We start from the raw sequence: 15,167 nt of genomic DNA on the forward strand, positions 1-15,167 counted from the left end.
CCAACTCCATCGAATAGTGGTCCACATATATGCCGAGAGCTGCGTTGACGCTTGGAAGAGGACCTCCGTCTTCAACCCAGGTTGCCGCGACGACCTCCCTAGTCACGCTCGCTCCTCCTTGGGTAACAGAATAGCTAGCAAGCGACCTTTCGGCACTCGAATGGATAGAAGGAATTTCGTCGGTAACTTAGTGTTACACGTTGAACCGGAACTCAACCACGTCGCCGTCTTGCATAACGTAGTCCTTGCCCTCCATGCGCACCTTGCCTCGAGCCTTCGCCTCTTGCATGGAACCGGCGTCGTCAAGCTCGTCGAAGGAAACGATTTCGGCTTTGATGAAGCCGCGCTCGAAGTCGGTGTGGATCACGCCTGCGGCCTGGGGCGCGGTCCAGCCTTTGTGGATCGTCCAGGCCCGCGATTCCTTGGGCCCAGCCGTGAGGTAGGACTGCAGGTTGAGGGTGTCGTAGCCGACCCGGGCAAGCTGGTCGAGGCCGGATTCCTCCTGGCCGGTTGAGGCGAGCATTTCAGCGGCTTCTTCCGGCTCGAGCTCGATGAGCTCACTTTCGAACTTCGCATCGAGGAAGATCGCCTCCGCTGGGGCGACAGCCTTGCGCAGTTCCTCCTGCATCGCGTTATCCGCGAGGCCCTCTTCGTCCGTGTTGAACACGTAGATGAACGGCTTGGCGGTCATGAGCTGCAGCTCTTTAAGAAGCGACACGTCAATCCCGGCACCGTCGGCCCCCTGGAAAAGGGTGCTTCCGGACTCGAGGAGTTCCTTGGCCTTGAGTACCTCGGGAAGGATCGCGGCGTCGATGACCTTGCGCTTCGTGTCTTTCTCGAGGCGCGGAAGGGCGTTATCGATCGTCTGGAGGTCGGCGAGGATCAGCTCGGTCGAAATCGTCTCCATGTCGCCCGCGGGGGTCTCAGAGCCGGGAACGCGCGTGACGTCGGGGTCGCTGAAGGCGCGGGTGACCTGGCAGATGGCATCGGCCTCGCGGATATTTGCGAGGAACTTGTTGCCGAGGCCTTCGCCTTCGCTCGCCCCCTTCACAATGCCGGCGATGTCCACGAAGCTCACGGTTGCGGGCAGGATCTTCTCGCTGCCAAAGATCTCTGCGAGGCGATTCAAACGCGAGTCGGGAAGCGGCACCACACCAACGTTCGGGTCGATCGTCGCGAACGGATAGTTTGCCGCGAGCACCTCCGCACGGGTGAGCGCGTTGAACAGGGTCGATTTACCAACGTTGGGCAGGCCAACGATTCCAATTGTCAAAGCCACGCCCTTCATTCTAGGGGCAGGGTCCGACGCTTGCCTTCCTCAGGGCGTGCCGCACTTTAAATGTCTCACCCCCGTGGTGAGGTAGAAGCATGAACTTTTCGACTCTTGTGACCGTTCTCCTTCCGTTGCTCATCGGGGCTGTTCTCGGAGCCGCGGTCATGTGGATCCTCATGCGCGAGCGGGTTCGCGCGGCTGAAGCCAGGGCTTCCGCGAACGGAGCCGACATCGAAGCACTCGCGGCACGCGCGGTGAACGCGTCGAGCACCCAGCTTCTGCAACTCGCCTCGGAGCGATTTGAGCGCGATTCGGCTCGGCGTGAAGCAGTCGATGCGGCTCGCTCGGAGCAGCTCGCCAGAACCCTCTCCCCCATTTCGGAAACCCTCACGAGTTTGGAACGCTCGGTTGCGCGCACGGAGGCGGCACGCAATAAGGCCGACGGTGACCTCGCCTCACAGTTGAAAAACCTCTCGGAGCGCACGCGCGATCTGGGCATGGGGACGAGCGCCCTCGTGAGCGCCCTCAAAGCCCCCACGAGCCGAGGCCAGTGGGGCGAGGTGCAGCTGCGGCGCATCGTCGAGGCCGCGGGCATGCTCGAGCACACGGACTTCACCGAACAGCTCAGCGGGAAAAACGTGAGCGGGGAGAAGAACCAGCGGCCCGATCTCGTCGTTCATTTGAGCCACGGGCGCACGATCGTCGTGGATGCGAAGGCACCCATGGATGCGTACCTGCGTGCTGCCCAGGCCACGGAGAAAAACGAACGGGCGAAATACCTCGCGGAGCACGCGCGGGCATTGCGATCGCACGTCACGCACCTCAGCTCGAAGTCGTACTGGGCCTCGCTCGGTGACTCCCCCGAATTCGTGGTGCTGTTTGTGCCGAGCGACGGCCTTCTCGCGGGTGCGCTCGAGGCGGATCCAGGGCTGCTCGATGGCGCCTTTACGCTCGATGTTGTGATCGCCTCTCCCGCGACCCTCATGGCGCTGCTGCGCACCGTCGCCCACACGTGGCGCACGGACGCACTGAACCAGGACGCGCTTCGCGTGCTCGAAGCAGGTCGCGAGGTGCATAAGAGGCTCGGCACTCTCGGAGGGCACCTTGCGAAACTCGGCCGTTCGCTCGATTCGTCGGTGCGGGCCTTCAACAACGCGGTGGGTTCGTACGAGGCGCGAGTGGTGCCCGCGGCGCGCTCGATGGAGGAGCTTCACATCGTCGGTGGCGCCCTCGAAGGAGTCGAACCAGTGACCCAGCTCGCACGCGAGGTCAATCCGCACAACCTGAATGCGTGATTTCGACTCGTACATGGCGAGTACAGCGAATAACGACCGTTGCTTTACTGATTTGTTAATTTCCCGGAGCAATTTGGAGGGCGCTTCCCCGCAAATTCCCACCATCCACTTAGCGAAAGTGAAGGGTATGACTCCTCAGTCACGCGGCACGCGCCGCACTCCTGGCATTTACTCCAAGTCCCTCGCGGCAGCAGCGCTCGGCGTTACACTCGTCGCGAGCCCCGCGATCGTTCCCGCCGGCATTGCTCCTTCAACCCTCACCGCTGCCGAAGCAGCCCCCGCGAGCACCTGGCCGCTCGTCGTCACTGAAATTGCACCGAACAATGCTGGCTCGGACCACTACGAGTATTTCGAGGTCACCAACACGACCGACAAAACCCTCACGATCGGTGAGGGCGGCTATTCGTTCGCCTACATCTATGAAGACAGCGATAGCACCGCAAAGGACGTCGCCCTCGCACCTGAAAAGCCGATCGAGCTTGCCGCCGGGGAAACCGTGACCCTGTGGCTGAGCTACACGAGCGATGACGGCAAGGTCGATTCGAGCGCTCACACCGTAGAGGAATTCCGCACTCAATGGGGCATGGACGCTTCCGCCCGCGTCGAGCGCGTCACTGGTCAGAAGGGCATGGCCAACGGCGGCAACCGCGGCATTCGCGTTCTCGACTCGAACAACAAAGAAGTCTCACGCTCCTTCTACCCGAAGGGCTCGGTCGCTGAGGACAAGTCCGCACAGTTCCGCACCCCTGCCGATTCGAGCGCGAAGAGCCTCGAGGTTCTCGAAGGCCCGGCTGCTCCCACCGCCGGCAAGATTGACCCGGCGCAACTTGAGGATCGCAAGGCCGATTCTCAGCCCGAAGAACCGGCGGAGCCCGAACCGGAAGAAAACATCCCCGGCCCGGCGGCTGACACGACCGTCGGCCAGCTCCTCATCACCGAGCTCGTTCCCGATTCCACCAACACCGGAAAAGGTGACGGTTACGAGTTCATCGAGATCTATAACCCCACAACTCAGGCCATTGATCTGAGCGATTATCAGATCGCCTACCAATACCCGGGTGCAGGCCGCAAGATGGGTAACCAGGCCGTGTGGCCCATGGAGCCCGACAACAAGATCGTCGAGCCCGGCGGAACCGTGATCGTGTGGATCAAGAACGGCCACAACGACGACAAGACGGTAGAAGACTTCGCCGCGAACTACGGCGTGGATGCACAGAGCCTCGACATCGTTGAGAGCCACGTGGGCGGCATGGCGAACGGCTCGCTTCGCGGTATGGAGATCCAGACTCGCACCGGCCACACCGTGAGCCGCGTGTTCTATAACGAAGACGGCAACGACGACACCCAGGCTGACCAGGGGATCCACTACAAAGTTAACCCCGACAACTTTATGGTGAACGAGATCAGTGAGATCTCGAAGGCAACGCCAGGTCAGGCAGCACCCGCGAAAGTTCCCTCGAAACTCGTCAAACTCAACGACGATACCGAGAAGCCGGTTCTTGAGGATCACACCGCGAAGTCCTTCGCCCCGTCGAAGGATGCCGAAATCAAGATCAAGGCAAGCGATAACGTCCAGGTTCGCCGCCTCACCGTCTCGCTCCAGTCGAACACCGACGACAAACCGATGGTGAAGGACCTCCTCGCGAGCGAGGACGGCACCTTCTCCCTCACGATCCCCCAGGCGGATCTCACGGGCAAGGAGTACTTCGAATACTCAGTTCTGGCCTCTGACGGCACGAACACCGCGAATCTTGCGCTGACGCGCGTGAGCGTCGACGGCGCCGACAAGGGCCCGGTTCGCCTCAACGTCACCGAGAAGCAGTACGTGAGCGGCACCACCCGCCTCTCGGTCTCGACCCACAACGCTTCTGATCAACGCACCCTCGCGGTCGATGGCACCGAGGTCGAGGCAAACATTCCCTCGCTCGAGAAGGAGCCGGTCTTCGGAATCGATGCGACGCAGACCGATGCCTTCTTCCGCAACGGCGTGCTCGTGAAGGACGAGGTCCTCACGATCTTCGACCAGGGGTTCTACGAAAACTGGGTCACTGTTTCGACCCCGGTTCCGCATAAGTACCTCACCAAGGGCGAGGAACTCCAGGTTGACGTCGCCGCGGGCACGAAGGCGAAGCCGGGCATTGACCCGAACGAGAACAACGACGACTTCAACGCGCGCAACGCTCGCCTGGTACTCCCCGACGGCCGCACACTGCGCGCAGCCGATTACGACGGCGCGAACGGCAAACTCGTTGAAGCGAGCAACCCCGAAAAGATCATCCAGATGGGTGATTCGTCGGGCAAGGTCGAAATCCTCAACGCGAAGTTCATGATTCCGGACGACGCCTACACCGCCAACGCTTACCAGTGGGACACCACGAAGGTTGCTGACGGCGAACACAAGGTTCTCGGTAAGAATGCTGCCGGCGACACTGTTGAGACGACCGTTATCGTTGACAACACCGCCCCGACGATCACGTCCTCGATTGAGGATGGCTCCGAGCAGCGCGGTGAGTTCACGGTGAACTTCGAGGCAACCGATGCCGGCTCCGGCGTTGCAAGCACGACTGCAACATTCGACGGCAAGCCCATCGAGAACGGCGCGAAGCTGTCGAGCCTCACGCTCGCCGCAGGCGAGCACACCTTGACGATCGTCTCGACCGACAAGCTCGGCAACGAGTCGACCAAAGAGATCAAGTTCACGACGCCCGTCGAGCAACCGTCGGCCTCTCTCGCCCCCGAAAACGGCACGGGCCTGAACGCGTGCGTGGACGATTCGGTTTCGGCGACCGCGACCGACCCGAGCAAGGACAACCTCACGGTGTCGTTCCGCGAGGGGTACACGACCTCGCTGAGTGAGGGCACGCTTTCGGGTACCGCTGGCAGTGTGCACGACGCGAACCAAGCGGGCCGCGAGGGCGAAGCGCTGAAGTCGGGCGAGACGACAACCGCTTCCGATGCGCTTCCCTTCCACGAGTTCGCGACCGCTGTGCCGAAGGACGCGGACGAGAACTCCGAGGTGCGCGTGAGTTGGAACGGCGTTTCCAACAAGGGCCAGCGCGTGCGCTTGCTCGTGTGGAACACCGAGAAGAACGGCTGGGAGGAAGTCGCCCACACCCTCACGGACGCCGAGTCCGGCGAGGCGAAGCTCGAGGCCATGGTTCCGCTCAAAGGCCACAGCGTTGACGGGGAAATCAAAGCCATCGTTCAGCAGGGCATCGGCTACGCGGGAGCGAACCTCTCGGATCGCTCGGGTGAAGAGCCCGGTGAACATGCGGACGACACCCCGCGTTCGGACTACGACTACACGTTTGCCGTGGAGACTGACACGCAGTACTACAACGACGACGAAAAGATCTATCATCACCAAGTCGCGATCCACGACTACCTGCTGCGCGTGCGCGAGAAGATGAATCTGCAGTACCTGTTCCACACGGGCGACATCGTCGACAAGATCGATAATGCCGAGGGCTGGGTACGCGCCGACGAGACCTACAAGCAGCTCGACGACGCGAAGCTTCCCTACGGTGTGCTTGCAGGCAACCACGACGTTGGCCACCACAACAACGATTACTCGAAGTACTACGAGTACTTCGGCAAGGATCGCTACGAAAACAATCCCTGGTACGGCGGTAGCTACAAGGACAACCGCGGTCACTACGATCTCGTGAGCGCAGGCGGCCAGGACTACATCATCCTGTACATGGGGTGGGGCCCGGGCGATGAAGAGATCGAGTGGATGAACGAGGTACTCAAGAAGTACCCCGAGCGCACCGCCTTCATCGAGCTTCACGAGTACATGCTCACCACCGGTGGCCTTGGCCCGATCCCGCAGCGAATCTACGACGAAGTCATCGCGACCAACCCGAACGTGCGCGCGGTCATGAGCGGCCACTACCACGACGCTCACACACGCTACGACAAGTTCGATGACAACGGCGACGGCACCCCGGATCGCATCGTGACCCAGATGCTGTTCGACTACCAGGGCCTTCCCGAGGGCGGCCTCGGCTACCTCCGCCTCATGCACTTCGATAACAAGAACGGTCGCATGATCATCCGCACCTACTCACCGTCGCTCAAGGACTACGACTCCGACGACCCGATGTTTGAAGAGGAAGAGGGCAACGTCCAACACTTCGAGGTGCCCTACAGCACGCTCGGAATCAAGCCCGAGGATAAGAACCTCACGACGAACGATGCACGCATCGATGTGCTCACGACCAAGGAATTCGGTCACAAGGATGGCGTCGCCTCCGGCGACACCGTGAGTGTCCCCGCGAGCAATCTGCCCGAGGGCGAGTTCTCGTGGTACACGCTCACGACCGACCCGTACGGCGCGAAGCACTACAGCGAGGTGCGCAGCGCCTCTGTGACGAGGGCCGAGTGCGGCCAGGATGGCGGCACGACCGTCGATCCGGACGGCACGGTCAAGCCCGGTGAGGGCGGAAAGCCCGGCAAGGGCGGCGAGCCTGGAAACGGCAACACCGGCAGCACAGGCGGCGCTGGTTCTGGCACGGGGCATCCGGGCAAGGGCTCGCACGGGTCCGACGCTTCCTCCGCCGCCAGGCCAGCGAAGCCCTCGCATGGGCTCCCGCGCACGGGCGCTGAGGTAGCAGGAATTCTCGCGGCAGGCTTCGCGCTCGTTGCGGGCGGTATCGCGATTCTCCGCTCTCGCCGCTTCTCGCGCTGAGTAGCATGAGCCCCGCTTAAGCGAGCGGTCTATCCAAAGGGCCGGCGCTACCCGAAACAGGGTGGCGTCGGCCTTTCTTTGCCGGTGGATTGTCCACACTAACGGGCGGAGCCCACGGGAACTGCCCCAGTTCTGGCACAGTAGAGATATGGACAAGCGAGGCGTGAACCACAGCCGCATGTACGCAGCGGAGGGAGAGAACGTCCCGGCGCTACCCGCAACGGCAGCGGAAACGACTGCGGAACGCCCGTGGCCCGTAGCGCTCTTGAGCCACAAGGTACGCGATTACGTGAACCGCATGAGCGTTGTATGGGTGCGCGGCGAGCTCGTTCAGGTGAGCCGCGGCAAAGGCGCTCTCGTGTTCATGACGCTGCGCGATACGAAGGACGATGCGAGTTTTTCAGTGTCGATGCGCGCGAGCGCATTCGCCAAGCTTGACCTCGAGCCGCAGCAAGGCAGCGAGGTCGTGGTGCAGTGTAAGCCCACTTTTTGGAGCCGGCGCGGGAGCCTCCAACTCGATGCCTACGACATCCGAGCCGTAGGAATTGGCGATCTTCTTCAGCGCCTCGAACGACTCAAATGCACGCTCTTCAACGAAGGCCTGTTCAACGCTGATCGCAAACGCCCACTGCCGTTCCTTCCACGAACAATCGGGCTCATTTGCGGCCGTAAATCCGCGGCGGAGCGCGACGTGATCGTGAACGCCGAAAAGCGGTGGCCAGCAGTGCGCTTTGCCACGCGTGAAGTGGCAGTTCAGGGCGTGAAGGCGGTAGCGGAAGTGAGTGAAGCACTGCGTGAGCTTGATGCGCGCGAGGACGTCGACGTCATCATCATTTCCCGCGGCGGCGGCTCCCTCGAGGACCTGCTGCCGTTCTCGGATGAATCTCTCGTAAGGCTCGCCGCAGCGGCTCGCACACCGATCGTGTCGGCCATTGGACACGAGGTCGATACGCCCCTGCTTGACCTCGTCGCGGACTATCGCGCATCGACCCCGACTGACGCGGCAAAGACTGTCGTCCCCGACATGGTCGTTGAACGGACGCAATTGGATGAGGCCCGCAGGCGCGCTTACTCCGCGCTTACTTCACGAATCGATCGGGAGAAAGAGGCTCTCGCTGCGGTTCGAGCGCGGCCGGCCTTCGCCGAGCCTCACACGATGATCGAAAGCCACGCCGAAGTGATCGATGGGGCTATTGCCTCGGCTCGCGCATCGGTCACGATTGCTCTCGAGCGCGCCCGCGAGCGCGTGAAAGCACTCGCCGATCAGGCCCGGGCGCTCTCACCACTTCACACCCTTGAACGCGGCTACGCGGTCGTGCAAGGCACAGATGGCTCAGCGCTCACCCATCCGAGCGAAGCGCCGGAGGGCGCTCGCCTCTCCATCAGGCTCGCGGGTGGACGCGTGAGCGCAACGTCGCTCGGCGAGGATTAACAGAAGCTGAAGGGAATAGCTATGGACAACGAGAACGCGAAAGACGAGACGCAACAGCTCCCCGAGGATATTCGGGCGCTCGGCTACGAGGAGGCCCGCGACCAGCTGTTTTCAATCGTGCAAACCCTCGAGCGCAACCAGAGCGGGCTCGAGGAATCGATCGCGCTGTGGGAGCGCAGCGAGCTTCTCGCTCAGCGATGCGAGCAGTGGCTCGACGGAGCACGCGAACGGCTCGACCGCGCACTCGAGCGCCAGCAGGATGTGCCCGACGAAGACGCTTCGCAGGAATAGCGCACGCGAAGAGGCGTCTCACGCCTGTGCACGACTCGACGTCACCGTTTTGTAACGACTAGAGTGACTGCGCACACTTACTTACCGTTATGAGAAAGGCTACTCATGGAGTACCTGAAGCTCATCGGCATCGTGATTATCGTGGTGGGCTTCGTGCTCAAACGAGACACGCTTGCCGTCGTGGTCGTAGCCGGTCTGGTTACTGGCCTCGTGGCTGGGCTGAGCCCACTCGAACTGCTGACCCTTCTCGGCCAGTCGTTCACCGATCAGCGCGTTGCCACGTTGTTTATCCTGACCCTGCCCGTCGTCGGCATCTGTGAGCGTTACGGTCTCAAGCAAAAAGCCGTGGATCTCATCGGGTCCGTCAAGAACGCGACGACCGGTACGGTCCTTTCGCTCTACCAGCTCATTCGCGCCGTCGCGATTGCCTTCTCGGTGCAGCTCGGGGGCCACCCGCAGTTCGTGCGCCCGCTGATCTCGCCGATGGCGGAGGGCGCCGCCGAGGCGAAGTTCGGCTCGATCACCGAGAAGCAGCGCGACTCGATTAAGGGCGCCTCCGCCGCCGCCGATAACTTCGGCAACTTCTTCGCACAGAACCTGTTCCTCGGTGCACCGGGCGTTCTGCTCATCGTGTCGACAATGGCGGAGCAGGGCTACACCCAGGTCACCCCGCTCTCGGTGGCACTATGGTCGATTCCCGTCGCGATCGCGACCATGATCTTCGGCGTCGTGCGCAACTTCCTTCTCGACCGCCGCCTTCGCGCCGAATCGACCTCCGGCACTGCATCGGCCGGCACTGAAGGAAGCGTGAAGGCATGACCCCCGATATCGTGATCGGCGAATTTTTCTTCATCCTCGTCGGCGTGATCTTCGCGATCACAGGCGGCCTGTGCGGGAAAGATGCCGCACTCAAGAACCGCATCCCGGCGGCGTCCTTCTGGTTCATCCTCGCGTTCGCGTTTATCGCCGGCCCGTGGGTTCCGGCGTGGCTCATCGGCATCTGCGTCATTGCGCTTGCCACGATCACCGCCGTGTGGGGCGTCAAGCCCGCCGCGGTGGATCGCCCCGACCCCGCGCACGTTGAGGAACGCGCTTCGAAACTCGGCTACAAGGTCTTTATTCCTGCGCTGTCCCTCGCTGTTTTCGCGCTCGTCGCGGCAACCGTGTACCAGAAACTCGAGATGCCCACCTACCTCGCGGTGGGAACCGGCGCCGTGCTCGCCACCGTCGTGGGGCTCGTCGTCACGAAGGCGCCCGCGAAGTTCGTGGCAGTCGATGGTGCGCGCCTCACGATGGACGTGGGCCCCGTGGGGATCCTTCCCCAACTTCTCGCGGCGCTCGGCGCGGTGTTCACCGCCGCGGGTGTGGGCGAGGTCATCGCGAACACCGTCGCCAAGGTTATTCCTGCGCACAATCCCCTCGTGGGAGTTATTGCCTACTGCGTGGGGATGGCACTGTTCACCGTGATTATGGGGAACGGCTTTGCGGCGTTCTCCGTGATCACCGTAGGCATCGGTATCCCCTTCGTGGTCGCGCAAGGCGGCAACCCGATCGTGGTGGCGGCGCTAGGACTGACAGCCGGCTACTGCGGCACACTTCTCACTCCCATGGCGGCGAACTTCAACGTGGTACCCGCTGTTCTGCTGGAGATGAAAGACAAGTACGGCGTCATCAAATCGCAGGCCGTGACGGCCACGCTGCTTTTGCTTGTCCATATCGTGCTGATGTACACACTCGCGTTCTAACTGGAGGAATTCACATGACTATCCTTGTCACCGCGTTCGACCCTTTCGGCGGGGAAAAAATCAATCCCGCACTCGAGGCCGTGAAGGCGCTTCCCGCCGAAATCGCAGGAGAACAGATCGTCACTGTCGAAGTACCGACCGTGTTCGGCAAAGCGATTGAAGCCGCAACCGCCGCGATCGACGAGCACCAACCAAGCGCCGTGCTCTGTGTTGGCCAGGCTGGCGGCCGCTTCGACATCACGCCCGAACGCGTCGCGATCAACATCGACGATGCGCGCATTGCCGACAACGAGGGTCAACAGCCGATCGATGAGCCCGTGGTCGAAGGCGCTCCCCCCGCGTACTTTGCCACGCTTCCGATTAAGGCGATGGCGCAAGCGATCCGCGAAGCAGGCGTCCCCTCGTCCGTCTCAAACTCCGCGGGCACGTTCGTGTGCAACCACATCATGTTTGGCGTGCTCCATCACCTGGCAACCGTCGGACCCCGCGAAGCACGCGGTGGGTTCGTGCACGTTCCCTTCATCCCCGAGCAGACCGTTGGCAAGCCCGGCCAGCCCTCGCTCTCCACGGAGACGATCACGAAGGGACTCGCTGCCGCTATCGCCGCGATCGTGGAAAACGAAAGCGACGTGGCAACAGCGGAGGGTGCCACGCACTGACGTGTCGTTCTGTCGCGCACGTAGGCGATGATCCCCACGCGGTGTACGGCGGCGCGAGTAGCGGCAGCGTGGCCGTATTACCGCGCTGCCGCGCGTGCGTGAAGAAAAGTGCCAACTACGGCGACAACGAGAGCGACGGCTGCGACACCCGAGACCCACATGCCGATCGCCCCGAAAATAAGGGTGCTTGTGAGGGCCGGCCCGCCCTGCGCAAAGATCGCGACGAGGAGCGGGGCGAAGAGAAGCACAAAGGCGAGGATCCACGCAATGATGAGCCCGGCGGTGCTCTTGCACGTCCGCACAGCGAGAATTCCCGTCAGTGCAAACAGTGCGGCTCCCGCGATGACGCACGCAAGCTGTCCGGTCGTGAAAATACCTCCCCAGGAATAAATCGCCAGAAGCACGGTGGCAATGAGACCGAGCACCACGATGACGGGGGCAAGAGTCGAGCGTCGGCGACGCGCCGGTTGCTCCGGCGCCTTGGAAGGGGTCGCGGCTGCGGATCGCGGAATCGAAGGCTCGACATTCCGCTCAGAGGCGGGTGCAGCTAAGCGCGGCGATGCTGCCGTGGTTGTTGGCGCAGTGGAGGTGGGGTCGTTCAGGGGCGTAAGAACCTCGGTGGGCTCGGCCCCGAGAGTGGCACCCAGTTTCTCGGTGGCGTCCAATTTTTCCGTAGCATCGGCGGCGCCGTGCGGGGCGCGGTGGGAGTTCTCTTTCATAGTTCCTCACTTGTTGACACGGTCGAGGGCGGCCTTCATGAGCGCGACGTGCTCATCTTTCTCCCCCGGCCCGTACACGATGAGCGTCGTCTCTCGAGCGGAGCACACGAGGCCCGTCGCGGCCTTGGTACCCCCACTGTCCTTATCGGTTGAGCGAACCTCGACATTGAGTTGGGCGCATTCGGTGCCCGTGATCTCAAAGTAGTCCGCCTGCGTCACTTTTCCGCGGATTCGAGGGGAGAGCGTGGAAAAATCCGTTTGCGACTGCAGCAGGGTTTCCAACGCACCGGAGGGCGAGGTGTACCGCACTTCCCAGTAGGCCGGCTCGGCCGTCGACATTTGTGCGTCGCGCACCGTGAAACCTTCGGGTTCCGCATCAGCCGCACGAAATCCGAGTGCCTCGCTCGCACGAGCAGCACTCTCTTCCACATTGACGTTGGAGTGCGTGGATGTAGCCGTACCCCTGTCGTTTCGACCGAGACCAACGATCACGACCGCCGCAATCGCCACAACGATGAGATTAAGTCCGATTGCCCACACTAGGTTTCTCACCGAGGTGTTTTTCTTCGTAGGCAGTTCGCGCTTTTTCCGCTGCGGTCTCTCGTGTGATTCGGACATACCCGCATTGTCCCAAATTCCACCGCGGTGCGCGCCGTGACTCTGAGTGATGCGGCTCGTGCTGTGATCTGAAACAATACGGAAGGTGAGCACCTATCTAACAATCGGCGAAGCCCTGACAGACATCGTGATCCGCACCGACGCCCCAACGGCTGAGTTCCCGGGCGGCTCTCCCATGAACGTGGCCGTTGCCCTCGGCCGTCTCGGGCATACGTCGCACCTCCTCACGCACATCGGTGACGATGAGCGTGGACGCGCGATCGAGCACCACGTGGAAGCATCAAACGTTTCGCTCACGCAGGGTTCGATCAAGCCGGGAACGACTACATCGACCGCCGCGGCGACGATCGGCGACGGTGGTGCGGCAACCTACGAGTTCGATATCACGTGGGATCCGGATCCGCGCGATCTTCCCGCACAAGTCGAGGCGGTGCACACGAGCTCGATTGCCGCGACGCTCGATCCCGGTGCCGATACGCTCCGACGTGTCGTTGCGTCGCTTCGCGAGAGCGCCCTCATCTCTTACGACCCAAATGCTCGCCCGAGCCTCATGGGTGATCCTTCGCTCGCGCGCGAGCCGATCGAGGAAAACATCGCGCTCGCCGACATCGTGAAGGCTTCCGACGAAGACCTCGAGTGGCTCTACGAGACGAGCGATATCGATCAAGCCGCCCAGTCGTGGCTTCGCCGCGGGGTGAAGCTCGCGGTCATCACGCGCGGCGGGCAGGGCGCAACAGCATTCACGGCGAGAGGCCGCGTGGACATTCCAGGCGTGCGCGTCGATGTCGCAGACACAGTCGGCGCGGGCGACACCTTTTCGGCTGGCCTTCTCGATGCGCTTTCACGCAAGGGACTCCTCGGCGCTGAAGGCCGGGAGAAAATCGCCGCGCTCGAGGCCACCGAAATCGAAGAAATCCTCTCGCACGCCGCGCTCCTTGCCTCGGTAACCGTTTCGCGCGCGGGAGCGAACCCGCCGTGGGCGCGCGAAATTGCTGACCGCTGCACGCTTTCCCCCGCGGAGGACTGACATGACCGGTACCGAGAACTTTCGCATCGAGCACGACACCATGGGCGAGGTACGCGTTCCGGCCTCGGCCCTCTACGGCGCCCAGACCCAACGTGCAGTCGAGAATTTCCCCATCTCCCATCGCCCTCTCGCACCCTCGAACATCCACGCACTCGCGGAGGTGAAGCGCGCCGCTGCACTCGCCAACGCCGAGCTCGGTGTTCTCGACAACGACCGCGCGACGGCGATCGCACGAGCAGCCGAGCGCGTGAGCGCAGGCGAGTGTGACGCGCAGTTCCCGATCGACGTGTACCAGACGGGCTCGGGCACGAGTTCAAACATGAACATGAACGAAGTGCTCGCCCGTCTCGCAAGCACGGACGCGCTTCTCGTGCACCCGAACGACCACGTCAATGCCTCGCAATCGAGCAACGACACGTTCCCCACCTCGGTGCACCTCGCGGTCACCCGCGACGTCACGGAAAGCCTGGTGCCGGCTCTCGAGGCTCTCAAGGAGGCCCTCGAGCGCAAAGAAGAGGAGTTCGCGAGCGTCGTCAAGAGCGGCCGCACGCACCTCATGGACGCGACCCCGGTCACGCTCGGCCAGGAGTTCGGCGGCTACGCCGCGCAAGTGCGCTACGGAATCGAGCGAGTGACGGCCGCGATCACCCGCACCGCCGAGCTCCCGCTTGGTGGAACCGCCGTGGGGACAGGGATCAATACCCCCGCCGGATTCGCTCCCCGTGTGATTGAAATTCTCCGCGAGCGCACGGGCCTTCCACTCACGGAGGCCCGCAACCACTTCGAGGCGCAATCGGCGCGCGATGCGCTCGTGGAGATGAGCGGCGCGCTGCGCACGCTCGCGGTGTCACTCACGAAGATCTGCAACGATTTGCGCTGGATGGGCTCGGGCCCCAACACGGGTCTCGGAGAAATTGCGCTCCCCGATCTCCAGCCGGGCAGTTCCATCATGCCCGGGAAGGTCAATCCGGTCGTTCCCGAGGCGGTTCTCATGGTGTGCGCGCGCGTCGTGGGCAATGACGCGGCGATCGCATGGGGCGGCGCCCAGGGAGCTTTCGAGCTCAACGTCCAGATTCCCCTCATGGGCACGGCGCTTCTGGAATCAATCACGCTTTTGTCGAACTCCGTGCGCGTCCTCGCGACGAGGACGATCGACGGCATCCGCGCGAACGAGGATCGCGCACGCTTCTTTGCCGAGGCCTCTCCCTCGGTTGTCACACCTCTCAATAGACTCATTGGGTACGAGAACGCGGCGGCGATCGCGAAGCATGCGGTCGCGCATCGCGTTTCCGTTCGAGAAGCGACGATCGCCCTCGGTTACGTCGAGCGCGGCGAGCTCACCGAAGAGCAGCTCGATTCCGCGCTCGACGTGTCGGCGATGACCACTCCCCCGGCCTCAACCCCGGGCGAGTAGCGCA

At 62.7% G+C, this 15,167-nt stretch carries 12 protein-coding genes; 9 read left to right on the forward strand and 3 right to left on the reverse strand.

Annotated features, from left to right (window positions below; translation table 11 throughout):
* Window positions 1-193: 193 nt before the first annotated feature.
* Window positions 194-1,279 carry a redox-regulated ATPase YchF gene (gene ychF, locus D8M36_RS06925; RefSeq protein ID WP_126847777.1) on the reverse strand — a complete coding sequence of 362 codons (1,086 nt, stop codon included), beginning with the start codon at window positions 1,277-1,279 and terminating at the stop codon, window positions 194-196.
* Between the two features lie 89 nt (window positions 1,280-1,368).
* On the opposite strand from ychF, the gene D8M36_RS06930 reads away from it, so the two are divergent.
* From D8M36_RS06930 to pcp, 7 genes are all read left to right on the forward strand, one after another.
* Window positions 1,369-2,568 carry a DNA recombination protein RmuC gene (locus D8M36_RS06930; protein WP_126847779.1) on the forward strand — a complete coding sequence of 400 codons (1,200 nt, stop codon included), beginning with the start codon at window positions 1,369-1,371 and terminating at the stop codon, window positions 2,566-2,568.
* Window positions 2,569-2,695: 127 nt separating this feature from the next.
* Window positions 2,696-7,258 (forward strand): lamin tail domain-containing protein, encoded by a 4,563-nt coding sequence (locus D8M36_RS06935; RefSeq protein WP_126847781.1) that lies wholly within the window; start codon window positions 2,696-2,698, stop codon window positions 7,256-7,258.
* 148 nt (window positions 7,259-7,406) lie between these two features.
* Window positions 7,407-8,690 (forward strand): exodeoxyribonuclease VII large subunit, encoded by a 1,284-nt coding sequence (gene xseA / locus D8M36_RS06940; RefSeq protein WP_238638411.1) that lies wholly within the window; start codon window positions 7,407-7,409, stop codon window positions 8,688-8,690.
* A gap of 21 nt (window positions 8,691-8,711) precedes the next feature.
* Entirely contained in the window at window positions 8,712-8,981 is a 270-nt protein-coding gene (locus D8M36_RS06945; RefSeq protein WP_126847783.1) for an exodeoxyribonuclease VII small subunit, read from the forward strand.
* A gap of 105 nt (window positions 8,982-9,086) precedes the next feature.
* Window positions 9,087-9,800, forward strand: coding sequence for a DUF969 domain-containing protein (locus tag D8M36_RS06950; protein WP_126847785.1), 714 nt, complete (start codon window positions 9,087-9,089; stop codon window positions 9,798-9,800).
* Complete coding sequence (locus D8M36_RS06955; protein WP_126847787.1) at window positions 9,797-10,726, forward strand: DUF979 domain-containing protein; 930 nt, start codon at window positions 9,797-9,799, stop codon at window positions 10,724-10,726. Before D8M36_RS06950 ends, D8M36_RS06955 begins: the two co-directional genes overlap by 4 nt.
* 14 nt (window positions 10,727-10,740) lie before the next feature.
* A complete protein-coding gene (gene pcp / locus D8M36_RS06960) occupies window positions 10,741-11,385 on the forward strand; it encodes a pyroglutamyl-peptidase I (RefSeq protein WP_126847789.1) in 645 nt (214 codons plus the stop codon).
* 77 nt (window positions 11,386-11,462) lie between these two features.
* On the opposite strand, the gene D8M36_RS06965 is transcribed toward pcp, so the two are convergent.
* Together D8M36_RS06965 and D8M36_RS06970 are read right to left on the reverse strand one after the other, a co-directional pair.
* The gene (locus D8M36_RS06965) at window positions 11,463-12,104 is read right to left on the reverse strand and encodes a hypothetical protein (RefSeq protein WP_126847791.1); all 642 of its coding nucleotides are present in this window, start codon (window positions 12,102-12,104) and stop codon (window positions 11,463-11,465) included.
* 6 nt (window positions 12,105-12,110) lie between these two features.
* On the reverse strand, window positions 12,111-12,656 hold the full coding sequence (locus D8M36_RS06970) for a DUF4245 family protein (RefSeq protein WP_161970228.1): 546 nt from the start codon (window positions 12,654-12,656) through the stop codon (window positions 12,111-12,113).
* 151 nt (window positions 12,657-12,807) lie between these two features.
* Between D8M36_RS06970 and D8M36_RS06975 the strand changes: the two genes are divergently transcribed.
* Window positions 12,808-13,749, forward strand: coding sequence for a carbohydrate kinase family protein (locus tag D8M36_RS06975; protein ID WP_126847795.1), 942 nt, complete (start codon window positions 12,808-12,810; stop codon window positions 13,747-13,749).
* 1 nt (window position 13,750) lies between these two features.
* Window positions 13,751-15,163, forward strand: coding sequence for a class II fumarate hydratase (locus D8M36_RS06980; RefSeq protein WP_126847797.1), 1,413 nt, complete (start codon window positions 13,751-13,753; stop codon window positions 15,161-15,163).
* Window positions 15,164-15,167 lie beyond the last annotated feature (4 nt).

The sequence above is a fragment of the Dermabacter sp. HSID17554 genome (genome assembly GCF_003989295.1).
GTDB classification, from domain to species: domain Bacteria; phylum Actinomycetota; class Actinomycetes; order Actinomycetales; family Dermabacteraceae; genus Dermabacter; species Dermabacter vaginalis.